The organism is Arthrobacter sp. zg-Y40 (assembly GCF_020731535.1).
In the GTDB taxonomy this organism is placed as follows: Bacteria; Actinomycetota; Actinomycetes; order Actinomycetales; family Micrococcaceae; genus Arthrobacter_B.
The window spans coordinates 132,890-155,215 of sequence record NZ_JAJFZS010000015.1 but is presented as its reverse complement, the minus strand read 5'-3'; the positions used below and the strand labels follow the sequence as shown (position 1 = coordinate 155,215).

Genomic DNA, 22,326 nt, shown 5'->3' with positions numbered 1-22,326 from the left:
CGAAAAGAACGGCGGTACCATTCCATGGCTTCGACCAAATCCAAGCTGGATCCGATCATCTCCCTGGCCAAGCGCAGGGGCTTCGTTTTCCAGTCGGGTGAGATTTACGGCGGTTCCCGGTCCGCATGGGATTACGGCCCCCTGGGTGTCGAGCTCAAGGAAAACATCAAGAAGCAGTGGTGGCAGCACATGGTCCGCGGCCGCGACGACGTCGTAGGCCTGGACTCGGCCGTCATCCTGCCGCGCCAGGTCTGGGAAGCATCAGGCCACGTGGAGGTCTTCTCCGATCCGCTGGTCGAGTGCCTGAGCTGCCACAAGCGCTACCGTGCCGACCACCTCGAAGAGGCTTACGAGGAAAAGAAGGGCCACGCCCCTGAGAACGGCCTGGCCGATATTGCCTGTGCCAACTGCGGCACCAAGGGACAGTGGACCGAACCGCAGGAATTCTCCGGCCTGCTCAAGACCTTCCTGGGCCCGGTGGCCAACGAGGAAGGGATGCACTACCTGCGCCCGGAAACCGCGCAGGGCATCTTCGTGAACTTCAACAACGTGCTGACCACCTCGCGGAAGAAGCCACCGTTCGGCATCGGCCAGATCGGCAAGAGCTTCCGCAACGAAATCACGCCGGGTAACTTCATCTTCCGCACCCGCGAGTTCGAGCAGATGGAAATGGAGTTCTTCGTTGAGCCGGGCACGGACGAGGAATGGCACAAGTACTGGATCGAAAACCGCTTCAACTGGTACGTGGGCCTGGGCATCGATCCCGAAAACCTGCGGCTGTTCGAGCACCCGCTGGAAAAGCTGAGCCACTACTCCAAGGGCACCACCGACGTCGAATACCGTTTCGGCTTCCAGGGCTCCGAGTGGGGCGAGCTGGAAGGCATTGCCAACCGCACCGACTTCGACCTCGGCACGCACTCCAAGCACTCCGGCACGGACCTGAGCTACTTCAACCAGGCCACCAACGAGCGGTTCACCCCGTACGTGATTGAGCCCGCCGCCGGCCTGACCCGTTCCTTCATGGCGTTCCTGGTGGACTCCTACACCGAGGACGAGGCCCCCAACGCCAAGGGCGGAGTGGACAAGCGCACCGTCCTGAAACTGGATCCGCGCCTCGCCCCGGTCAAGGCCGCCGTGCTGCCGCTGAGCCGCAACGAGGACCTCTCGCCCAAGGCCAAGGACCTCGCCGCGCAGCTGCGCCGGAACTGGAACATCGACTTCGACGACGCCGGCGCCATTGGTCGCCGCTACCGCCGCCAGGACGAGATCGGCACCCCGTTCTGCATCACCGTGGACTTCGACACCCTCGAGGATCAGGCCGTCACCGTGCGTGAACGCGACACGATGGCCCAGGAGCGGGTGAGCCTGGACAAGGTCGAGGGCTACCTCGCCGAACGCCTGATCGGCGCGTAATGGCTCTTTCATTCCGCGAATGGCGTGAAGACGACGATCTCAAGCTGAACCAGCTCTGGGGCGATCCGGAGAGCGTGCAGGCCGGCCAGTTTCGTGCCGTGCTCCGCCCGTCCTCCAACGAACCGTGGAGCCGCTGCATTGTGGCCGAAGACGACGGTATCCCGGTGGCCGCCGGGGTGGTCTACGAGACCAGCCTGCACCCGGACCGGCTCTGGGCCTACGTGGAGGTAGCCCGGGAAAACCGGCGCACCGGCCTCGGCAGCACCCTGCTGGGCATGCTGCGCAAGGAAGCCGAGTCCGCGCCGTCGGGCGTGCGGAAGCTGCGCGCGAAGGTGGAGCCGGGCACGCCGGGCGCCAAGTTCGCCGAAGCTGCCGGGCTGACCCCCATCCAGCGCTCGGCCGTGATTGTGGTGGAGCCGGGCAAGCTGAAACTGCCCGTGTTCACCGACGACGGTCCCCAGCTGGACGAGGCCGCCACCGGTTCGGTGGAGCTGACCTCAGCGGTGACGGAGTTCTACAACTCGGTGCACGGCTGGGACCGGGCGGACATGAACCTGGGCCGGGCCCAGCAGATGCTGCTCAATGACGCCACCGGTGCCTCCGGCGCCATTGTGCTGCGGGACAAGCCAAAGAAGGACGGCGGGAAGATTGCCGCCTTCGCGGTGAGCTACACGCAGGAACGCACTGACGAGCCTGCCGACGTGCTGGTGGGCTATGACACCACGCTGGACGACGCCGAGGCGCAGGCCGCCGTGGAGTCGCTCATCGCCATGCTGGCGTACCAGTATCCGGTGCAGCTGGAAATCGACGAGTCCATGACTGCCGTGGTCCGCGCACTGGAACCGCTGACCCGTGCCGGGGTGGCCCGGCAGGTCGGCAGCGAAACGCTGATCCTCAGCGACTAGGCGTTACCGGCGCCGAAAGCGGCGGTCCCTGCATCGAGGATTACTTCGATTCCGGGGGCCGCCGCTTTTCTGTTTGCGGCGGCTGCGGCCGGAAAGAGCGGCTAGGACTTGAGCCGGCCGGAGAGGGCATACAGCACTGAGTCCGTGACCTTTTCCAGCGGGCGTTCGGGGTCAAACACCAGCCAGTCCAGGGCAGCCATCAGGGTGGCGCCGAAAACACTGCCGGCTATCAGCATCACATTGTCCGGGCCGTCGGTCCCGTTCTCCTGCACGGTCTCCCGGATCGGTTCAACGAACTCGGCCAGTGCCTCCTGGCGCAGCAGGTGCATGGAGTGCTGCCAAGTGCGGTCGGTGCGCAGGATTTCCGCGGCCATCAGCTTGGCCAGCGCCCGGTTTGCGCACAGCAGTTCCAGGAGGGCCCGGACCATGGACTCGATGGCCGGCCAGCCCGTTCGGCCGCTTCGTGCTGTCCGCAGCGAATCAGTCAGGGAGCCCACACCCTCCAGCGTCAGCTTCTCGAAAAGCTTGTCCTTGGAGGAAAAGTTGTAATAGAGGCTGCCCTTGGCCACGCCGGCCCGTTCGGCCACGTCATCCATGGTGGTGCCGGAGATGCCGTTCGCCGCGGCTAGTTCCAGCGCGGCATCCAGTATGGCGCGCTGGGTTCCGGATTCGCGTGGCATGCGGCAGTACGTCCTTCACGGTGGAAAACTTCTCTTCCACTGATCTTAGTTGGCGGCGCAACCGGGCGCGTTTACCGGATGGTCCAGCGGTGTCCTGAGCAGGATTTGCATCCACTTGCGAGAATAGACAGGTGACTGTTCTATCTCCGGAGCTCAAGCTCGAGCTTCCCCCGCTGCAATTAGGCCCCATCACCGTGGACACCCCGGTGATTCTGGCTCCCATGGCCGGCATTACCAACAAGGCCTTCCGCCGGCTCTGCCGTGAATACGGCGGCGGCCTCTACGTGACCGAAATGGTCACCTCGCGCGCCCTGGTGGAACGTTCGCCGGAGTCGATGCGCATCATCAAGCACGACGACGACGAAAAGGTCCGCTCCGTCCAGCTGTACGGTGTGGACCCCAAGACCGTGGGTGCAGCCGTCCGCCTCCTGGTGGAGGAAGACCGCGCCGACCACATCGACCTGAACTTCGGCTGCCCGGTGCCCAAGGTCACCCGCAAGGGCGGCGGTTCGGCGCTGCCCTGGAAGCTGGACCTGTTCACCGCCATTGTGCAGACCGCCGTGAAGGAAGCTTCCCGCGGCAACGTGCCCCTCACCATCAAGATGCGCAAGGGCATTGACGAGGACCACCTGACCTTCCTCGACGCGGGGAAGATCGCCCGCGACTCCGGAGTGGCCGCGGTGACCCTGCACGGCCGCACGGCTTCGCAGTTCTACTCCGGCAAGGCCGACTGGTCTGCCATCGCCGAACTGCGCGAAGCCCTGCCGGACATGAACGTCCTGGGCAACGGCGACATCTGGTCCGCCGAGGACGCGATCCGGATGGTGCGCGAAACCGGTGTGGACGGCGTCGTCATCGGCCGCGGCTGCCAGGGCCGGCCCTGGCTGTTCGGTGACCTGGAGGCCGCCTTCGAGGGCAGCACCGAACGGCACCGGCCCGGATTGAAGCAGGTTTCGGACAGCGTGTACCGGCACGCCGAGCTGCTGGTGGAGACCTTCGGGGACGAAGTCATTGCCCTGCGCGACATCCGCAAGCACATGGCCTGGTACTTCAAGGGCTACGTGGTCGGGGGAGACCTCCGCGCTAAACTGGCGACGGTACCGTCCCTGGCGGTGCTCCGTGAACTGCTGGACCAGCTGGATCCCGAAGCTCCGTACCCCGGCGCCGACGCCGAGGGACCGCGCGGACGGGCCGGCACACCCAAAAAGACAGCGCTGCCGGAAGGCTGGCTGGACGGGCGGGAACTGAACGCCTCCCAGAAAGCCATCATTTCGGCAGCTGAACTCGACGTATCAGGCGGCTAAAGCAACCCATGACCTTCCCGCAGGCAGTTTCCACCGCAGGCTATACCGATGTTGACCTGGCCCGCTGGGTTACCGAGCCGGCCAAAAACACCAACCGCACGCAGTTCGGCCGTGACCGGGCGCGGGTGCTGCATTCCTCCGCGCTGCGCCGGCTCGGGGCCAAAACCCAGGTGGTGGCACCGGATACGGATGACTTCGTCCGGACTCGGCTGACGCACAGCTTGGAAGTGGCCCAGGTGGGCCGGGAACTGGGCAACGCGCTGGGCTGCGACCCCGACGTCGTCGATGCTGCCTGCCTCTCCCATGACCTGGGGCACCCGCCCTTTGGCCACAACGGTGAGACCGCGCTGAACGACATTGCGCACGCCATCGGCGGGTTCGAGGGCAATGCCCAGACCCTGCGGCTGCTGACCCGGCTGGAACCGAAGATCATCGCTCCGGACGGCACGCCGGCCGGGCTGAACCTCACCCGTGCCAGCCTGGACGCCGCCACCAAGTACCCCTGGTCCATTGCGGACGCCCCGCTGGTCAACGGGCACCGCACCACCAAGTTCGGCGTGTACGAGGATGACCTGCCGGTCTTCACCTGGCTGCGCGACGGCGCCCCCGCCGGACGCTCGTGCCTGGAGGCCCAGGTCATGGACCTGGCCGATGACATCTCCTACTCCGTACACGACGTCGAGGACGCCATTGTGGCCGGCCACGTGCAGCTCAAGTGGCTGGACAACCCCGACCAGCGGGCCCGCGTAGTCGGCTACACGCAGCAGTGGTACCTGCCCCGCGTCGACCCCGCCGCCATTGAGGCGGCACTGGCGCGGCTGGAAGCCACCCGGGTGTGGGTCCGGGAGTCCGACGGCAGCCGCCGCGCCATGGCCGCGCTGAAGGACATGACCAGCCAGCTGATCGGCCGGTTCTGCAACAGTGCTCTGGAAGCCACCCGCGGCATCTACGGCAGGGACCCGCTGACGCGCTACAACGCCCAGATGGTGGTCCCCGAGGACACCGCACTGGAAATCGCAGTGATGAAGGGCCTGGCCACCACCTTCGTGATGACCACCGACCAGCGCCAGCCGCTGTACGAGCGCCAGCGGGAGATCCTCACGGCCCTGGTTGCCCAGCTCTCCGCCACCGGGGACAAGCACCTGGAGCCGATGTTCGCTGCCGACTGGCAGGACGCGGCCGACGACGGCGCCCGGCTGCGCGTGGTCGTGGACCAGGTGGCTTCGCTCACGGACGGTTCGGCGCTTGCCCTGCACGAGCGGCTGGTAGGACCGGTTCCCGCGCTCTGGTAAGGACGTTCCCGGGATCTTTGCAGGATTGCATGGCTGCTCTCTGGTGGACGGCCCTTTGGGCAGTTAGCCTCTGGCGCGGGGTGGTTCAGCGTCTTCCGATTCGGGAGATGTCGGCCGATCGAGCGCACCCGAGGTCCTGATGAGCCCCCAGCAATCCCGTGTACCCCGCCCCCGCCGCCACGTCTTTGGATGGACCCGGCAATCCCGGTTCCGCAGCGTCCTGGTGTTCCTGACGGGCCTGCTGCTGATGGCCGTTCCGCTCGCGGTGCCTGCGCAGGCTGTCATCGATCCGGGACCGCCGCCGAATGAGGCGCCGGTCGCGGAGGCCAATACCGATATTGTCATCACCTCCACGGGGGCCGGTGTCAGCAATGTGCCGGGAGCACTGCCACCGGTGGGAACCAGCTGGCCGATAACGGCCTATCCCACGTCCATACCAGCCGGCTACGAGCCGGAGACCGTGGCTTTCGCCGGGATCATCAACACCCAGGAAGTCGACGGGACCACCACGGCACAGATGTACTGCATTGATCTGCGCACACCTACCGGCATCGGCTACGGGTATGAGAACGGGTCATGGGATGAGTCCAACGTGCCCAACATCGGATACGTCAACCGGATCCTGAACACCTATTATCCGAATACCAATGAGCCCGCCGGACTTACCAATAACAGGAAAGCCGCCGCCGTGCAGGCCGCCATCTGGTTCTTCACGGACGGTTATGTGGTCAATCCCACCAACAACCTGTATTCCGCCGTCGCGTCCATCGTGAACGACACAATTGCTGCGGGACCGCTCACCGAGCCGGACGCCCCGGATATCTCCATTACCCCGGCCACGGCCGAAGCAGCGGTCACGGGGGTTGCGGGACCGTACACCGTCACTTCGGAGGCAGCGGAAATCACCGTAACGACTGATGAAGGCTTCGGCCTCTTTGCGGATGCGGCAGGGACGGTTCCACTCACCAATCCCGTAGCCAGCGGCACCCAGGTATGGGTGCGGAGCGAGGACGGCGGCACCGGCCCGGCCACCGTGACGGCGCGGGCCACGGTTACCGTCCCTACGGGTAACGTCTATCTGTACGACGGCGGGACCCCCGGGGTGGAGGCCGCGCAGAAGCTGATCCTGGCCGCCACCCGCGAGCTGAGTTCCTCTGCCAGCGCCACCGCGGAGTTCTTCGAGGTGGGCTCCCTGACCGTCACCAAGTCCATTGAAGGCCCCGCCGCGGGCAGCCAGGACGCGGTGGTGATCAACATCGACTGCGGACCGGGATACCAGTTCACCTTTAACATTGCCGCCGAATCCACCGGGGCGCCGTCGGAAACCTTCACCGACATCCCGGCAGGTTCCGTCTGTACCATTACCGAGCCCACCACCGGTGCCAATGCAAGCGTCCAGGTGAGCACAAGCATTGTGCCGACTGCAGTGACGATCCCCTCGGGTACCGCGGCGACGGCGACGGTCACGGACACCTACACCTTCACCTCCGGGACACTGGTGGTTACCAAAACCAATACGGGGGAGGCAGCCGGCGCGCAGGGCGAGGTGACGATCTCCGTGGTCTGCACCCTGAACGGCGTCACTGTGCTGGACACCACAGTGACGATTCCCGAAGGGACACTGGTTCCGGAGGCAGCAGAATTCCCCGACCTTGATGCGGGCACCAGCTGCACCGTAACGGAAACCACCACCGGTGAAACCACGGCCGTGACAGTGGACGTGGCTGGCGAAGGAACCGTAACGGTTCCGGCGGCGGGAAGCGTCACGGCGGCACTGACCAACACGTACACGTTCAACCCCGGGACGCTTGCAGTGCGGAAGGACATCGCCGGTGAGGGAGCCGGCCGCCAGGGCGTGGTTACCCTCCAGGTCACCTGCAGCTCCGGCGCAAGCCGAACCATCACCATTCCGGCCGGAACCACCGAACCGACGACGGAGGAAATCACGGGCCTTCCTGCCGGGACCACCTGCACGGTCACGGAGACAGCGGACGGTGCGACCACAGAGGTCAGCGTCAGCACCGTGATCGATCCGGCCGGCGGAGCAGTAACCATCCCGTCCGGCGACGGCGTGGAGGTTACTGTCACGGATACCTACACAGTTAATCCGGGGACAGTTCTTTTGAACAAGACCATTGCCGGCCCGGCAGCGGGCGAGCAGGGCGAGGTCACCCTGGAGGTAACCTGCACTCTGGAGAGCGCGGTGGTGGCAGAGGGGACCTTCACCGTCGCAACCGGTGCCACCGGAACCGTTGCGGCGGGCACCCTGACCGGCATCCCGGAAGGCGCGAGCTGCGCCGTCACTGAACCCGTCACGGGGGAGAGTACTGAAATAGGCGTGGTGGTGGACCTGCCTGATTCCGTGACCATCGCCGCAGGTGCCACCGCCACGGCTACTGTGACGGACACCTATAGCGAGAATCCCGGCACCCTGATCGTCACCAAGCTCATTACCGGTGAGGCAGCCGGAAACCAGGACGCGGTGGAGGTAGCTGTGCTTTGCACTCTGGACGGGGAAACGGTCTTCGAGGAATCCTCGGAGATCCCTGCCGGAGAGACCGGAGAGGTAGGTGCACAGTTCCTGAACATTCCGGCAGGTGCCTCCTGTGCCATCACGGAACCGGTCACCGGAGCCACTGAGTTTGTCCAGGTCAGCTCCGAGCTCCCGACACCGGTCACCATAGCGCCCGGCGGCAGGGACAGTGCGACGGTAACCAACACGTACACCTTTACCCCCGGAACCCTGGCCGTCACCAAGGAGTTTGCCGGTGACGCGGCAGGAGCGCAGGGCGAAGTAGTGCTGCAGGTGACCTGCGGGCCGGACGGTTCGGTCCTGGATGAAACCGTGATCATTCCCGCCGGGACCGCCGAAACGGTGACCAGGAATTTCGAGGAGCTGCCCGCGGGCACGGAATGCACTGTCACGGAGACTGAAAGCGGGGCAACAACGACGGTCTCGGTGGACACGGTGATCACTGATCCGGTCACTATCCCGGCGGCCGGCGGCGCGGAGCTGACGGTGACCAACACCTACGGCTTCAACCCGGGCACGCTGGTGGTGACCAAGGTCATCACCGGGGCCGCAGCCGGCGGGCAGGGTGAGGTTGTCCTGGCAGTCCGGTGCGGCACCGATGGGTCCGCGCTGGATGAAACGGTGACCATCCCTGCCGGCAGCACAGGCGACGTGTCCACGGAATTCGCGGGCCTTACCGCGGGCGCCGAGTGCACCGTCACGGAGACCAGCACCGGGGCCACTGCGTCCGTCACCGTGGAGTCCGAGCTGCCCGGTCCGGTTACGGTGCCGGCCAGCGAAACCGTTACGGCTGCTATCACCAACACCTACACGGCAGTAACGCCGGAACCGAAGCCCGAGCCGACCCCTGCACCGTTCAAGCCGGCTGGACCCAACCTTCCCGCCACGGGGGTTGGATCAGCCACCGGGGCCTATGCGGCCCTGGGTGCGGGCCTATGCCTGCTCGGCGGACTGGGCCTATACCTCAGCCGGCGACGGGACGAGGAGCATCTGAAAGGGTAGGGGCGCTCGCGAAGGCCAAGGGAGGTCCGGACGCCTGGAGAAGTCCGGACCTCCCGCGGGAAGCACGCCTGTTGGTGCGGTCCCCGCACTTCCTGATCGGGAAGGGATTAGGAAGGTGGAAGTAAAGTTGAAGTCATGGCCGGACTGATCAAGCGTGAAGATATCGATGAAGTGCGCCTGCGCACTGACATCAAGGCCGTGATTGACGGATACGTGACACTCAAGTCCGCCGGAATCGGCTCTTTCAAGGGTCTGTGCCCCTTCCACGACGAGCGCTCGCCGTCTTTCCACGTGCGGCCGCAGGTGGGCACGTACCACTGCTTCGGCTGCGGGGAGAGCGGCGACGTCATCTCCTTCGTGCAGAAGATGGACCACGGAACGTTCTCCGAGACGGTGGAGAAGCTCGCGGCCCGGCTCGGCTATGAGCTGCACTACGAAGATGGCGGCACCGGTCCGCGCAAGGAAGACGTGGGCAAGCGCCAGCGCCTGCTGGACGCGCACAAGGTGGCCGCAGAGTTCTTCCGCAGCCAGCTGGGCACTCCGGGTGCCGCTGCGGCGCGCAGCTTCCTGCAGGAGCGCGGCTTCGATCCGGCCGCCGCCGAGCACTTCGGCGTCGGTTACGCCCCGCAGGGCTGGGACTCGCTGCTCAAGCACCTCACCACCAAGGGCTTCACCCGTCCCGAACTGGCCGAAACCGGTATGTTCTCCTCCGGCTCGGACGCCTCCCGGTTCTATGACCGCTTCCGCGGGCGGCTGATCTGGCCCATCCGCGACCTCACCGGCTCCGTGATCGGCTTCGGTGCCCGCAAGCTCTACGAAGATGACCAGGGGCCGAAGTACCTGAACACCCCGGAAACCCCGTTGTACAAGAAATCGCAAGTGCTTTACGGCATCGACCTCGCCAAACGGGACATCGCCAAAAGCCGCCAGATCGTGGTGGTGGAAGGCTACACGGACGTGATGGCCTGCCACCTGGCCGGCATCACCACCGCGGTGGCTACCTGCGGCACCGCCTTTGGTACCGACCACATCAAGATTGCCCGCCGGCTGCTCTCCGACGACGGAACCGGGGGAGAGGTCATCTTCACGTTCGACGGCGACGCCGCCGGGCAGAAGGCGGCACTTCGCGCGTTCGAGGAGGACCAGCGGTTCACCGCGCAGACCTACGTGGCCGTCGATCCCAACGGGATGGACCCCTGCGACATCCGGCAGACGCACGGTGATTCAGCAGTGGTGGAGCTGATCTCCTCACGGCGCCCGCTCTTTGAGTTCGCAATCCGTTCAACCCTGCGCAAGTTCGATCTGAACACCGTGGAGGGCCGGGTCTCCGCCCTGCGGGCCGCCGCACCGGTAGTGGCGGACATCCGTGACCCGGCCATGCGGCCCGCCTACTCGCGCGAGCTCGCCGGGTGGCTGGGCACCGACGTCGACGACGTCACCCGGGCCGTGAACGCGGCCGCCAAGCGCCGCACGGCAGGTTCCGGTGCAGAGAACACGGACACGCCGGCGTCGAACTCCCGAGGCCAGCGGCAGGGAACGCAGGGCAGGCAGGACTACGGTCAGCAGGGTCGGCAGGACTACGGCCAGCAGGGCCAGCAGTACGGCCAGAACCGGAACCCGCAGGGCCAGCAGCAGCAGCCGGAGCCGGAGGCAGCCCCCGCCTTCAACCGCCCCGACCCGAATGATCCCGCCGCCCGGATGGAGCGCCAGGCCCTGGAAGTTGCGCTGCAGCAGCCGGGCCTGCTCGACGCCGGCCAGTGGGAGCGGTTCAAGGCGGCACGGTTCACGGTGCCGGCCTACGTGGCAGTCCATGATGCGATCCGTGCCGCCGGCGACGCCGGAACGGTTCCGGCTGCCTGGGTGGAGCGGGTGCGGGAGGAACTGCCGGACGCGCTGCGCGGTTTCGTCAGTGAACTGGCCGTTACCCCGCTGCCGGCCCGCGACGCCGATGCCCTGGCGCTGTACTGCCGGGACATCCTGAACCGGTTGTTTGAGCTGCAGGTGACGCATTTGAAGGCGGAAAAACTGGGCCAGCTGCAGCGGTTGGATCCCAATGCCGACCCGGAGCTGTTCCACCAGCTCAACCGCGAGCTGATGGACCTGGAGATGCAGCGGCGGGCCCTGCGCGGGGACCAGTAACGGCCCGGATTCTGCGGGCTGGAAGCCGATTTCGTTTCCGGGGAAAACCTCTGTAAAGTAAAACCTGCGCTTTCCCCCGTAGCTCAATTGGCAGAGCATTCGACTGTTAATCGAAGGGTTACTGGTTCGAGTCCAGTCGGGGGAGCCAACGAAGCCCCCGGCCCGTGTTTACATGGGCCGGGGGCTTTTTCTTGCCTGCTTCGTAAGCCGGGCGGGCAGCACAGACCACTGCACCCCCGCGGTTCGTGGGCACCCGAAAGTTCCTGTATAGTTGAGGACGCCGCTTTCCCCCGTAGCTCAATTGGCAGAGCATTCGACTGTTAATCGAAGGGTTACTGGTTCGAGTCCAGTCGGGGGAGCCAGCAAAGGGTCTGTAGCCGGAGTCATCCGGGTGCAGACCCTTTTTGTATCCCCCCGTTTTGCCTCTACCGTGTCCCGTTTTCCGGCCTTGCCGCCCGGCATCCCGGCACGCCGAAAGAGCATACTTGCCCGCAGGCACAGCTATGCGCCTACACTGGCCGTAATCGCGCCCGTCACGGCTCGGCCCGGCATCACCGGGCCCCGCCCGCGGGCAGTAAAGGCATCACATCCTGTTGCCCCTGGCCCGGAGCCCCACGGCTTCCGGTATCCGCTCTGCATGTCCGTTCATCCCGGACCGGCAGGGCGGACCTTCCCTGGACCCAACAGTTGGAGAACCGCTATGTCTGCCACTGCCTCTGAAAACATCACCCAGCCCATCAGCGTCGAAGAAATCTTCGCGGCGCACGAGGGCGGCAAGCTTTCCGTGGGAACGAAGCTGCCCTTGGACTCCAAGCGGGCACTGTCCATTGCCTACACTCCCGGGGTGGCCCAGGTCAGCCGTGCCATCGCGGCCGATCCGGCACTGGCGGCAACCACCACGTGGGCCTCGCGGTTGGTGGTGGTGGTCAGTGACGGCACCGCCGTGCTGGGGCTGGGAAACATCGGTCCGGCAGCATCTTTGCCGGTGATGGAAGGTAAATCGGCCCTCTTCCGTACCTTCGGCGGACTGAATTCCATTCCGCTGGTGCTGGACACCACCAACGTGGACGAGATCATCGAAACACTGGTCCGGCTGCGTCCCAGCTACGGCGCCGTGAACCTGGAGGACATTTCCGCCCCGCGCTGCTTCGAACTGGAACAGCGGCTGATCGAGGCCCTGGATTGCCCGGTCATGCATGATGACCAGCACGGTACCGCCATTGTGGTCCTTGCCGCCCTGGAGAACGCCGCCCGGGTCACGGACCGGGAGCTCGCCGGACTGCGGGTGGTGATCTCCGGTGCCGGTGCCGCCGGAGTCGCCTGTGCCAACATCCTGCTGGAAGCCGGCATCACCGACGTCGTAGTCCTGGACTCCCGGGGAGTGATCGGCCCCGGACGCACAGACCTGACCAGCGTGAAGGAGGACCTCGCCGCCAGGACCAACCCCCGCGGCGTCGACGGCGGGGCAGCCGAAGCGCTGCAGGGGGCCGACGCGTTCATTGGGGTATCTTCCGGAACCGTCGGAGAGGAGCTGCTGGCCGGAATGGCGCCCGATGCGATCATTTTCGCCCTCTCCAACCCGGACCCGGAGGTGCACCCGGACACCGCCCGCCGGTACGCCGCCGTCGTCGCCACCGGCCGCAGCGATTTTCCAAACCAGATAAACAACGTCCTGGCCTTCCCCGGGGTGTTCCGCGGAGCGCTGGACAGCGGTGCCCGCCGGATCACGCCGGCCATGAAGGTCGCCGCTGCAGCGGCGATTGCCAATCTGGTGGGGGAGGAGCTGCGGACGGACTACATTGTGCCGAGCCCGCTGGATCCGCGCGTGGCGCCAGCCGTGGCCGCTGCGGTCGCTGCCGCGGCCCCGGCCTAGCTGCCAATGCGGTACAGAACCCGCACGATTTGCGGTGGGAGGGGTTCCCGGCGAACGCCATGGACGTAGGCTTTTAATTCGCGTGGAGGGGCCTCGGGACACTCCCCGACGGCGCCGTGGGGGACCGGCACAGCTGACCTCGAGGAGCAGGCATGTCATCAGAGGCCGTACCCCCAGCCCCGGAGGACCGGGACCAGGTCAAGCACCCAGTGAAGGCCATCCTAGTCTGCGCCGGTGCGGCGGTGGGCGGGATCCTTTTCGGCTTTGACAGTTCGGCGATCAACGGCGCAGTGGATGCCATCGGCGTGGAGTTCCGCCTCAGCAGCGGTGCCCTGGGCTTCGCGGTGGCCATCGCACTGCTGGGCTGCGCCGTTGGCGCCTGGTTTGCCGGGCAGCTGGCCGATCTGTGGGGCCGGCGGGCCGTGATGGTGGTCTCCGGCATCGTGTTCACCGCGAACTCGATCGGTTCCGCACTGGCCGGCAGCGACGTGGAGCTGATGATCTGGCGGTTCATCGGAGGGCTGGCCATCGGCACGGCGTCGGTGATTGCGCCGGACTACATAGGGGAGATTGCCCCGGTGAAATGGCGCGGCGCCCTGGGCTCCGTGCAGCAGCTGGCCATCACGCTGGGCATCTTCGGGGCACTGCTTTCGGATGCCCTGCTGGCCTCCGGCGGCGGCGCCCTGCAGCAGTTGTGGTGGGGGCTTGAAGCCTGGCGCTGGATGCTGCTGGTGGGTGTGGTGCCGGCCGTTTTCTACGGGATAGTGGCCCTGCTGATTCCCGAATCCCCGCACTATCTGATCCGAAAACACCGGGACAAACAGGCCAAACACGTCCTGGCGGACATCAGCGGCGTTGATGACACAGACGCCAAGGTATCCGAGATCCGGGAGAGCTTCTCCTCCGCTTCCCGTGCCCGCTACCGGGACCTGCGCGGCCCGGCCTTCGGACTGCAGCCCATTCTATGGATCGGGATGACGGTGGCCGCCCTGCAGCAGCTGGTGGGGATCAACGTGATCTTCTACTACTCCACCACACTGTGGCAGTCAGTGGGATTCAGCACAGAGGACTCCTTTACGACGTCGGTGATCACCGCGGTGGTCAACGTGCTGACCACCCTGGTGGCCATCGGATTCGTGGACAGAGTGGGCCGGCGGAAGCTGCTCCTGGCCGGGTCCGTTGGAATGACCCTGGGCTTGCTCGCCACTGCCATAGCCTTCTCCCAATCCGTGGACACCGGCGGCGGCGTTTCGCTGCCCGGCGGGTGGGGACCTGTGGCCCTGATCGGCGCAAACCTGTTTGTGGTCTTCTACGGTGCGTCCTGGGGACCTGTGATGTGGGTGACACTTGGGGAGATCTTTCCCAACCGGATCCGTTCCCTGGGACTGGGCATCGGCGCCATGGTCAACTGGGTCTTCAACTTCATCATCACCCTCGCCTTTCCCTGGGTTAACACCTCGCTGGGCCCGGCATTTGCCTATTCTGCCTTCACTTTTTTCGCCTTCGCCTCGTTCTGGTTCGTAAAGCTGGCGCTGCCCGAGTTCAAGGGCCGGGACCTGGAATCGGGACGCATCGTTCAGTGACCATCTGTCCCCGGTTGGCCATTGCGGCTACCCTGCCCGGACAAGCACTCCTAGGGTTATGCGTAGGCTTAAGTGTTTTGACAGCAGTCTTATGTATTCAGTAATCCAACAGAAAACGAGGAACGGTCGATGGGCGCGACTCAGCCAGGACCAAATAAGGGCGGATCCGAACGGATTGCCCACCCCGGAAGGGTGATTGGCGTCACCGTCGCTGCTGCCGTGGGCGGGTTGCTCTTCGGCTTTGACACCGCCGTCATTAACGGTGCGGTGGACGCCATCGGTGAAGAATTCACCCTGAGCCCGGGCATCCTGGGCTTCACCGTGGCCATTACGCTGCTCGGCTGCGCCGTGGGTGCCTGGTTTGCTGGCCAGCTCGCAGACCGGTTGGGACGCAAAACGGTCATGGTGGGTGCGGCGGTGCTGTTTGCCGCGAACTCGGTGGGTTCGGCCTTCGCCTTCAGCGAGTGGGACCTGATGCTCTGGCGCCTGATCGGCGGCCTGGCCATCGGTACTGCCTCCGTTATTGCCCCGGGCTACATTGCCGAAGTGGCGCCGGCAAAATGGCGGGGTGCGCTGGGCTCAGTCCAGCAACTGGCCATCACGCTGGGTATCTTTGCCGCTCTGCTCTCCGATGCCTTCCTGGCCAACTCGGCGGGAAGTGCGCTGGGGGAACTCTGGGGAGGCATCGCCGCCTGGCGCTGGATGCTCCTGGTGGGCGTTGTTCCGGCCGTGGTTTACGGCGTCCTCGCCCTGACCATTCCGGAATCGCCGCAGTTCCTGGTTCGCCGCAACCGCGACGAAGAAGCCGCGAAGGTGCTCAGCTCCATTTCCGGCGTGACGGACACGGACCGGAAGATCGCCGATATCCGGGACAGCTTCAAGAGCCCCAAGCCGACGTTCCGCGACCTGCGCGGCCCCAAGTTCGGCCTGCAGCCGATCCTCTGGGTGGGCATGGCCATTGCAGCTTTCCAGCAGCTGGTGGGCATCAACGCGATCTTCTACTACTCCACCACCCTGTGGAAGTCCGTGGGCTTCAGTGAAAGTGATTCATTCACGACGTCGGTGATCACCTCCGTGGTCAACGTGGTCATGACCCTGGTCGCCATTGCCTTCGTGGACCGCATTGGCCGGCGCAAGCTGCTGATGATCGGTTCCGCGGGTATGTTCGTCGGCCTGCTGGCCGCCACCATCTCCTTCCTGCAGGCTGAGACGGTCAACGGCGAAGTGTCCCTGCCCGACATCTGGGGTCCGGTGGCCCTGGTAGGAGCGAACCTGTTCGTGGTCTTCTTTGCCGCCACCTGGGGCCCGGTCATGTGGGTCACCCTGGGCGAGGTGTTCCCGAACAACATCCGTTCCCTGGCCCTGGGGCTGGGCGCGATGGTCAACTGGATCTTCAACTTCATCGTGACCCTGGCCTTCCCGTGGGTCAGTGACAACTTCGGGGTCTGGATTATGTACGCCATCTTCACCGCCTTCTCCGTGCTGTCCTTCTGGTTCGTCAAGTCCAAGCTGCCCGAACTCTCCGGGCGCGAACTCGAGGACCGCGAGGGGTTGGAAACCGCCTGACCGGTACGTGATGCGAATGGGCAAGGTGTTAACTATGAGGGGAATGGTAATTTGGGGTTATGGCTACGGTGAATAGTGAACAGGGGACGGAGGCTGGGCGCATGAATCGCTCTGCTAGCACTCGGACACAGCGGACGGCGGGAAGCTCTTCGCTGGTGGGGCTGGCGAAGGTGATGGCCCGGCTGACTCCGCGCCAGCTGAATGACGAGTTCGCCCTCGCCACGGCCGAAATGAAGCAAAAGGGCATCAAGGCCGGCATCGCCGCCGCCTTCATGGTTGTTGCCCTGCTGTTTGTAGCCGCGCTGGCCATCGCGCTGATCGTTGCGGCCATCATGGCGCTGTCCTTGGTGATGCCGGCCTGGCTGGCCGCCTTGCTGGTGGCGGCATTGTTCCTCGTGATCGCGGCAATTGCCGGGCTGCTTGGCTTCAGCCGGTTCAAGAAGACCCTGCCGCTGCTTCCCGAGGAGGCCATCCGCGGGCTGCGCTACGATGTCGGCGTGCTGAAGGAAGGCCGCCGCTTTGATCCGGCCACGCTGGATAAGCCCAAGGAGGCCAAGGAAAAGAAGGACAAGAAGGCAGAGAAGGCCGACAAGCCCGAAGGCCCCAAGCAGCCCAGCCCCGAGGAACTGCGGACCCGCGCCCGCCAGCGCCGCGAGCACCTTGCCGCCGTCCGTGACGGACTTGGCGAAAAGGTGGACGTCAAGGCACGCATCCAGGAGCTGAAGTCCCGCCGCGCAGCCGCGTCCCGCGGCAACGGCAGCTCCGCTGCTTCCCCGGCAGATGACGTGCTGGCCATGATCAAGGAACGCTGGCAGCCGCTTGCGGTTATGGGCGCCTCGCTGCTGGCCATGCTCATCATGTTCCGCCGGCTGGCTCGAAAGTAAGCTGTACTCGTACATCTTTGACGAGGGGAACGGACCGTGATCAGACTCATCGGTGCCGGAACACGTCCTGACACGGAAACAACCGTGACGGACGGGTTCTGGACCGTACCGAATCTGGTCACGGTCCTTCGCTTTCTCGGGATCCCGCTTTTCGTCTGCCTCGTGGCCCAGGACCGGTACGGAAGCGCCTTCATCACGCTGGTGGCGGTGGGCTGCACGGACTGGATTGACGGTTACCTGGCCCGCCGGCTGAACCAGGTGTCCCGGACCGGGCAATGGCTGGACCCGGTGGCGGACCGCCTCGCGCTGATCATTGTGGCCGCAACCTTCGTGGTGGATGGGATTGCCCCGGTGTGGCTCATCCTCAGCATCGCCGTTCCCGACGCCGTGCTGACCATCAACTCCCTGCTCCTTTTCCGCGGCAGCCCCGACCTGCCGGTGAGCGTGCTCGGCAAAATCCGGACAGCGCTGCTGCTCCTGGGGGCGCCCCTGCTGTTGCTGGACCGTGTGCAGGGTTATGACTTCCAGTGGCTGGCTGCCGCCGGCACCACGGTGCTGGCCATGGGCTGCATCGGACATGTGGCTGCAGCGGCCGGATACCTGGCGGCGGCATGGGATAAGTACCGCCTCCTGCGCGGCCGGGATGTGCCTGCCGGAACCGGAACCGGCCATGCACCCTAGGACCGCAGCGCCGGCCCGCGCCCGGCTTGGACAGTGCCGATGGTAGGAATAGCCGTCGCCTGTGCCCTTGCCAGTGCCTTTTTCCTGGCATTCGGGGCCCAGCGCCAAGGCAGCGCGGTGAGCGCCGACACCGGCGGGCTGGCCCTGAACTCGTCGGGTTTCACCCGACTGCTGCGCAACCCCCGGTGGCTGTTCGGCCTGCTGCTGCTGGGCATCGGCATGGGCCTGAACGTGGCCGCGCTCTCCATGGCCCCGCTGACCGTCGTCCAGCCGATCGGGTCCCTTGCCCTGGTAATCACCACGGTGGTGAACTCACGGGACCAGGGGCTCCGGCTGAACCGCATTACAGTGGCGGCTATCGCAGCATGCGTGGCAGGCAGCATGCTCTTTGTGTCCCTCGCCATCGCGGCCACCCGCTCGGGCCAGCCGGTGGATTCGGCGCAGGAAGTGACAATTGTCCTCATCCTGGCGGTTGTGGTGGTGTTCTTCGGCGGCTTGAACCTGCTTTTCGGGAAGCGGTTGAAAGCCATCGCGCACATTCTGGGGGCGGGTATCCTGTTCGGCTTCGTGGCGGTGCTGACCAAGGTCATCATCGGGGACCTGCTCAACCCCAACGGGCGCTTCCTTTGGAACGTGCCCTGGTACACGCTGCTGGGAATTGCGGTGGCCGGAGCCTTGGGTTCATGGTTTGTGCAGAACGCGTACTCCAGCGGTCCACCGGACCTGGTGATCGCCGGACTGACGGTGATCGATCCAATGGTCGGGATCGCGATCGGAATCGGGGTGCTGAATGAATTGCGTCCCGATGTGCCCGCAGTGACTGCCGTAGCCATGGCCGTGGCAGGTCTGATTGCTATTGTTGGGGTCGTTGCCCTCTCGCGGTACCACCCTGATGTCATTCAGAGGCGGAATGAAGAACGGAGGCGGCAGAAGCTGGCCTCCAAGACCCCGAAAGCAGGACCACTCACGTGACCGATTCACCGGTAGACCAACCGCTGACGATCCTTATTGCCTGTGACACCTATCCTCCCCACCTGAACGGCGCCGCCCAGTTCGGCTACCGGCTGGCGCGCGGGATGCATGGGCGCGGACACAATGTCCACGTCCTGGCCCCGAACGACGTCGACGGCGGCAGCCGTTCCGACCTTGAAGGGCAGTGGCCGGTCCACCGCCTCCGCTCGCACGGAGTGCCCACCCACGAGTACTGGCGGATCTGCCTGCCGTGGGAGATCAAGAAGGAAATCACCCTGCTGTTCGACCGGGTGCAGCCCGACGTCGTACATATCCAGTGCCATTACATGGTGGGCGACTACACCCTCCAGGAAGCCCGGAAACGCGGCATCCGCGTTATTGCCACCAACCACTTCATGCCGGAGAACCTGGACCCGTTCCTGCCGTTCCCTAAGTGGGTCAAGCGGATTGTCGCCAAGAACTCCTGGAAGGACATGGGCAAGGTGATGGGGCAGGCCGCCGTCGTCACCACGCCCACTCCGCTGGCGGCGGAAGCCATGCACCGCCACGCGTTCCTGCACGAGGTGATGCCGCTGTCCAACGGTATCGACGCCTCCGTCTACGAGCTGCATCCCGGTGAGGAAATAGCTCCGCACCCGGGCCCCACCGTGCTGTTTGTCGGCCGGCTCGCCGAAGAGAAACACGTGGACGTCCTGATCGACGCCGTGGCCAAGACCCCGGCGGAGCTGGGCGTACGTGCCGAAATTGTGGGTGGCGGAGAAGTGAAGCCGGCGCTGCAGGCCCAGGCTCAGCGGCTTGGTCTGGGGGACCGAGTGGTGTTCCGCGGGCTGGTCAGCGATGAAGAGCTGCGGGAGGCCTACCTCCGGGCGGATATTTTCTGTATGCCCGGCACTGCCGAACTGCAGTCCCTGGTAACCCTGGAAGCCATGTCCGCGTCCAAGCCGGTCCTGCTTGCGGACGCCATGGCGCTGCCGCACCTGGTGGACAAGGGGCGCAACGGCTACCTCTTCACCCCGGGCAACAGCGACGAGCTGGCGGGCCGCCTCACGGAAATCCTGGAACTCTCGCCCGAGGACCGGCAGAAGATGGGTGAGGCGAGCCGCGACATGGTGGACAGGCACAGCCTTGATGCCACGCTGGCCACGTTCGAGAAGCTCTACCGCCAGGCAGAACCCGAGGCTGTCCGGCCCTAGCGGGCGCAGACGGCAATTGGTTCTGCGGCGCCCGCACGCATTAGGATGGCTTCATTGCCTGCGGGCAGCCACGGGGCTGTAGCTCAGCTGGTCAGAGCAGCGGACTCATAATCCGTGGGTCGTGGGTTCAAGCCCCACCAGCCCTACCCGTGTGAAGAGCTGGGACAGCGTTCCGGCTTGGCATCGCCAACACCCCGGTCTTCGGACCGGGGTGTTTTCTTTTGCGCTGAACATTGTGATCGTTGTTACTGGTGGGTAACATAGGTTCTGCCGGTCCCCGAAGGGTGCCGGTGATCACCGATGATCAGCAGCGAAGGATATTTCCATGGCAACTATCGACGTCGACAACCTTCCGTACGCGGACGGCGACTTCTACGCATTCGAGGACCTCCTCACGGACAAGGAGCGCGACCGCCTGCACGAGATCCGTGCCTGGCTCGCCAAAGAGGTCAAGCCGCACGCCGCTGATTGGTGGAACGCCGGTGAATTCCCGCACCACATGATCCCCAAGATTGCCGAACTGGACGTCATGAGCCCGGTGTACCGCCAGGGCTACTCCAACCTGTTCGCCGGCCTGTGCCACGCAGAGGTCACCCGCGCCGACACCTCCTTCGCCACCTTCCTGGGTGTCCACGACGGACTCTTCACCGGCTCCATCGAGGCGCTGGCCTCCGAGGAGCAGAAGGCTGCCTGGCTGCCGGACATCTACGCCATGAAGAAGATCGGCGCCTTCGGCCTGACCGAGCCGCTCGGCGGGTCCGACGTGGCCGGCGGCACGCGCACCACCGCCCGCCGCGACGGCGACAACTGGATCCTGAATGGCGAAAAGCGCTGGATCGGCAATGCGACGTTCTCCGACTGGGTAGTCATTTACGCCCGCGACGTTGAGGACAATCAGGTCAAGGGCTTCATGGTGGACACCAAGACCCCCGGCTACAGTGCCACCAAGATCGAGAACAAGATCGCCCTGCGCACCGTCCAGAACGCTGACATTGTGCTGGACAACGTGGTGGTCAGCGACGACTTCCACCTCAAGGGCGCCAACAGCTTCCGCGACACCAACAAGGTCCTGAAGGTCACCCGCCTTGCCGTCGCCTGGCAGGCCGTAGGCCAGCAGATGGCCGCCTTCGACATTGCCCGCAAGTACGCGGTGGAACGGCACCAGTTCGGCAAGCCGCTGGCCTCGTTCCAGCTGGTGCAGGAACAGCTCGTGAAGATCCTGGGCAACACCGTCAGCTCCCTCGGCATGATGGTGCGCCTGGCGCAGCTCGAGGACCTGGGCCAGGCGAAGGACGAACAGTCAGCGCTGGCCAAGGCCTTCACCACTGCACGGATGCGTGAATCCGTGGCCATGGGCAGGAGCATCCTGGGCGGCAACGGCATTGTCACCGACTACGGCATGGCCAAGGTCTTCGCTGACGCCGAGGCCATCTACTCGTACGAAGGCACCTACGAAATCAACACGCTGGTCACCGCCCGGGCAATCACCGGCGTGGCCGCGTTCGTCTAGGAACGCCGTGTCCGGTTGATGAAAGCCGGCACATGAATACCGGCCGGAGTCCCGCAAGGGTTCCGGCCGGTTCCGTTTAATAGCCGGAATCCGGCACCGGCAGCAGCACCGAGGGGCGGCGGTCGCCAACGTAGTTGAGTGGATTCACGTACGCCCCGTGCAGTCGGACGCCCCAGTGCAGGCACTGCCCGCTGCAGTGCACCCCTCCAGCCCCGCCGGACGCGGATGCCACCATCCCGACGGGGGAGCCGCGGGACACGGCGCTGCCGGCCGTCACCAGCGGTTCCACGGATTCGAAGCTGCTCTTGAGGCCACCGCCGTGGTCGATCGTGATCAGGGGACGGTTGACCACCACACCGGCGAAGGCCACGCGGCCATCCGCCGGCGCCAGGACGAGCACGCCCGGAACAGCGGGAAGGTCCACCCCGCGGTGCCCGGCCTGCCAGCGCCGGGACGGGGGATCGAAGCCGCGGATCTGCTCCGGCGCCGGGACCGGATCCAGCGGCCAGCTCCACGGCGGGGAGTATGCGGCGGGCGGGGTACGCAAAGCCGATGCTGACGGCGGGGTGGGCAGCGCAAGGACCGGCACCGCCAGGCCCGCGGCCAGCAGTGCCGCGGCAACACGGCGGAAGCGTCCATTTGGCATGGGGCACAGCCTGGGCTTTTCCCGGCGCGGAGAGACCGGTGCGGGCCCCCGGGTGGATGGATCCGGGCCCGAATCCGGCAGGGGAGGAAGGGTGGGCCCGGATGGTGCGGGCGGACGCCGGCAGTCCTGGGCTGTAGTACACTTGTCGGA

Annotated in this window: 16 protein-coding genes and 3 tRNA genes; 17 read left to right on the top strand and 2 right to left on the bottom strand. The window is 65.4% G+C overall.

Annotated features, from left to right (window positions below):
- Positions 1–24 precede the first annotated feature (24 nt).
- Complete coding sequence (locus tag LJ754_RS16015) at positions 25–1,413, top strand: glycine--tRNA ligase (protein WP_227913929.1); 1,389 nt, start codon at positions 25–27, stop codon at positions 1,411–1,413.
- Positions 1,413–2,318, top strand: a complete 906-nt coding sequence (locus tag LJ754_RS16010; RefSeq protein WP_227927328.1) for a GNAT family N-acetyltransferase — start codon at positions 1,413–1,415, stop codon at positions 2,316–2,318. The genes LJ754_RS16015 and LJ754_RS16010 overlap by 1 nt, the downstream gene beginning before the upstream one ends.
- A 101-nt stretch (positions 2,319–2,419) precedes the next feature.
- On the opposite strand, the gene LJ754_RS16005 is transcribed toward LJ754_RS16010, so the two are convergent.
- Complete coding sequence (locus LJ754_RS16005) at positions 2,420–2,998, bottom strand: TetR/AcrR family transcriptional regulator (RefSeq protein ID WP_227927327.1); 579 nt, start codon at positions 2,996–2,998, stop codon at positions 2,420–2,422.
- A gap of 131 nt (positions 2,999–3,129) precedes the next feature.
- Between LJ754_RS16005 and dusB the strand changes: the two genes are divergently transcribed.
- From dusB to LJ754_RS15930, 15 genes are all read left to right on the top strand, one after another.
- Positions 3,130–4,302 carry a tRNA dihydrouridine synthase DusB gene (dusB, locus tag LJ754_RS16000; RefSeq protein WP_227913932.1) on the top strand — a complete coding sequence of 391 codons (1,173 nt, stop codon included), beginning with the start codon at positions 3,130–3,132 and terminating at the stop codon, positions 4,300–4,302.
- Positions 4,303–4,310: 8 nt separating this feature from the next.
- Complete coding sequence (locus tag LJ754_RS15995) at positions 4,311–5,594, top strand: deoxyguanosinetriphosphate triphosphohydrolase (protein ID WP_227927326.1); 1,284 nt, start codon at positions 4,311–4,313, stop codon at positions 5,592–5,594.
- Positions 5,595–5,733: 139 nt separating this feature from the next.
- Positions 5,734–9,129 (top strand): thioester domain-containing protein, encoded by a 3,396-nt coding sequence (locus LJ754_RS15990; protein ID WP_227927325.1) that lies wholly within the window; start codon positions 5,734–5,736, stop codon positions 9,127–9,129.
- Between the two features lie 135 nt (positions 9,130–9,264).
- Positions 9,265–11,268: a DNA primase gene (gene dnaG / locus LJ754_RS15985; RefSeq protein WP_227927324.1), complete on the top strand. Its 2,004-nt coding sequence runs from the start codon at positions 9,265–9,267 to the stop codon at positions 11,266–11,268.
- A gap of 72 nt (positions 11,269–11,340) precedes the next feature.
- Positions 11,341–11,416: transfer RNA gene (locus LJ754_RS15980), tRNA-Asn, on the top strand.
- A gap of 138 nt (positions 11,417–11,554) precedes the next feature.
- Positions 11,555–11,630 (top strand) — tRNA-Asn (locus LJ754_RS15975).
- 338 nt (positions 11,631–11,968) lie between these two features.
- Positions 11,969–13,141 carry an NAD(P)-dependent malic enzyme gene (locus LJ754_RS15970; protein WP_227927323.1) on the top strand — a complete coding sequence of 391 codons (1,173 nt, stop codon included), beginning with the start codon at positions 11,969–11,971 and terminating at the stop codon, positions 13,139–13,141.
- 152 nt (positions 13,142–13,293) lie between these two features.
- Positions 13,294–14,724, top strand: coding sequence for a sugar porter family MFS transporter (locus LJ754_RS15965; protein ID WP_227913937.1), 1,431 nt, complete (start codon positions 13,294–13,296; stop codon positions 14,722–14,724).
- Positions 14,725–14,853: 129 nt separating this feature from the next.
- A complete protein-coding gene (locus LJ754_RS15960; protein ID WP_227927322.1) occupies positions 14,854–16,290 on the top strand; it encodes a sugar porter family MFS transporter in 1,437 nt (478 codons plus the stop codon).
- 101 nt (positions 16,291–16,391) lie between these two features.
- The gene (locus LJ754_RS15955) at positions 16,392–17,174 is read left to right on the top strand and encodes a phage holin family protein (protein ID WP_227927321.1); all 783 of its coding nucleotides are present in this window, start codon (positions 16,392–16,394) and stop codon (positions 17,172–17,174) included.
- Between the two features lie 36 nt (positions 17,175–17,210).
- Positions 17,211–17,855: a CDP-alcohol phosphatidyltransferase family protein gene (locus tag LJ754_RS15950; RefSeq protein ID WP_227913940.1), complete on the top strand. Its 645-nt coding sequence runs from the start codon at positions 17,211–17,213 to the stop codon at positions 17,853–17,855.
- A 39-nt stretch (positions 17,856–17,894) separates the two neighbouring features.
- Positions 17,895–18,827, top strand: a complete 933-nt coding sequence (locus LJ754_RS15945; RefSeq protein ID WP_227913941.1) for a DMT family transporter — start codon at positions 17,895–17,897, stop codon at positions 18,825–18,827.
- The gene (locus LJ754_RS15940; protein ID WP_227927320.1) at positions 18,824–20,020 is read left to right on the top strand and encodes a glycosyltransferase; all 1,197 of its coding nucleotides are present in this window, start codon (positions 18,824–18,826) and stop codon (positions 20,018–20,020) included. Before LJ754_RS15945 ends, LJ754_RS15940 begins: the two co-directional genes overlap by 4 nt.
- Positions 20,021–20,092: 72 nt before the next feature.
- Positions 20,093–20,166, top strand: a tRNA-Ile gene (locus LJ754_RS15935).
- 179 nt (positions 20,167–20,345) lie between these two features.
- Entirely contained in the window at positions 20,346–21,530 is a 1,185-nt protein-coding gene (locus LJ754_RS15930) for an acyl-CoA dehydrogenase family protein (RefSeq protein WP_227927319.1), read from the top strand.
- Between the two features lie 76 nt (positions 21,531–21,606).
- On the opposite strand, the gene LJ754_RS15925 is transcribed toward LJ754_RS15930, so the two are convergent.
- A complete protein-coding gene (locus tag LJ754_RS15925; RefSeq protein WP_227927318.1) occupies positions 21,607–22,176 on the bottom strand; it encodes a M23 family metallopeptidase in 570 nt (189 codons plus the stop codon).
- Positions 22,177–22,326 lie beyond the last annotated feature (150 nt).

Bases quoted from the DNA above. Each gene is read 5' to 3' on its own strand.
- LJ754_RS15970 (WP_227927323.1), top strand. From the start codon at position 11,969: ATGTCTGCCACTGCCTCTGAAAACATCACCCAGCCCATCAGCGTCGAA.
- LJ754_RS15955 (WP_227927321.1), top strand. From the start codon at position 16,392: ATGAATCGCTCTGCTAGCACTCGGACACAGCGGACGGCGGGAAGCTCT.
- LJ754_RS15960 (WP_227927322.1), top strand. From the start codon at position 14,854: ATGGGCGCGACTCAGCCAGGACCAAATAAGGGCGGATCCGAACGGATT.
- LJ754_RS15965 (WP_227913937.1), top strand. From the start codon at position 13,294: ATGTCATCAGAGGCCGTACCCCCAGCCCCGGAGGACCGGGACCAGGTC.
- dnaG (WP_227927324.1), top strand. From the start codon at position 9,265: ATGGCCGGACTGATCAAGCGTGAAGATATCGATGAAGTGCGCCTGCGC.
- LJ754_RS16010 (WP_227927328.1), top strand. From the start codon at position 1,413: ATGGCTCTTTCATTCCGCGAATGGCGTGAAGACGACGATCTCAAGCTG.
- LJ754_RS15925 (WP_227927318.1), bottom strand. From the start codon at position 22,176: ATGCCAAATGGACGCTTCCGCCGTGTTGCCGCGGCACTGCTGGCCGCG.
- LJ754_RS15990 (WP_227927325.1), top strand. From the start codon at position 5,734: ATGAGCCCCCAGCAATCCCGTGTACCCCGCCCCCGCCGCCACGTCTTT.
- LJ754_RS15945 (WP_227913941.1), top strand. From the start codon at position 17,895: ATGGTAGGAATAGCCGTCGCCTGTGCCCTTGCCAGTGCCTTTTTCCTG.
- LJ754_RS16015 (WP_227913929.1), top strand. From the start codon at position 25: ATGGCTTCGACCAAATCCAAGCTGGATCCGATCATCTCCCTGGCCAAG.
- LJ754_RS16005 (WP_227927327.1), bottom strand. From the start codon at position 2,998: ATGCCACGCGAATCCGGAACCCAGCGCGCCATACTGGATGCCGCGCTG.
- LJ754_RS15995 (WP_227927326.1), top strand. From the start codon at position 4,311: ATGACCTTCCCGCAGGCAGTTTCCACCGCAGGCTATACCGATGTTGAC.
- LJ754_RS15930 (WP_227927319.1), top strand. From the start codon at position 20,346: ATGGCAACTATCGACGTCGACAACCTTCCGTACGCGGACGGCGACTTC.